Source organism: Flavonifractor sp. An91 (genome assembly GCF_002159225.1).
Lineage (GTDB): Bacteria > Bacillota > Clostridia > Oscillospirales > Oscillospiraceae > Flavonifractor > Flavonifractor avicola.
The window spans coordinates 1-537 of the sequence record NZ_NFHA01000110.1; the positions used below are offsets into that span (position 1 = coordinate 1).

The 537-nt window shown below is 54.0% G+C and carries 1 rRNA gene; it reads left to right on the forward strand.

The features are described 5' to 3' along the window. Window positions 1-537, forward strand: a 23S ribosomal RNA gene (locus B5G42_RS17695); the annotation flags it as partial.

Here is a 537-nt window from a genome sequence, read left to right on the forward strand (position 1 = left end):
TGAATCAAATAGGCGTAGGTGGGGAACCGCCTGAACTGAAACATCTAAGTAGGGCGAGGAAGAGAAATCAACAGAGATTCCGCAAGTAGTGGCGAGCGAACGCGGAAGAGGGCAAACCGGAGGATTTATCCTCCGGGGTTGTGGACCGACACAACGGCAGGATAGGTTAGCCGAACGGTATGGGAAGGCCGGCCATAGCGGGTGAGAGCCCCGTAGGCGAAAACCGGATCCTGTTAGTCGAGTTCCAGAGTACCGCCGGACACGTGAAACCCGGTGGGAAACTGGGGGGACCACCCTCCAACCCTAAATACTACCTGATGACCGATAGAGGAGCAGTACCGTGAGGGAAAGGTGAAAAGGACCCCGGGAGGGGAGTGAAAGAGAACCTGAAACCTTGTGCTTACAAGCACTCAAAGCCCGTTAAAGGGTGATGAGGTACCTTTTGTAGAATGGTCCGGCGAGTTATTGTTACTGGCAAGCTTAAGGTATTCAGTACCGGAGGCGAAGGGAAACCGAGTGTGAACAGCGCGTATGAAG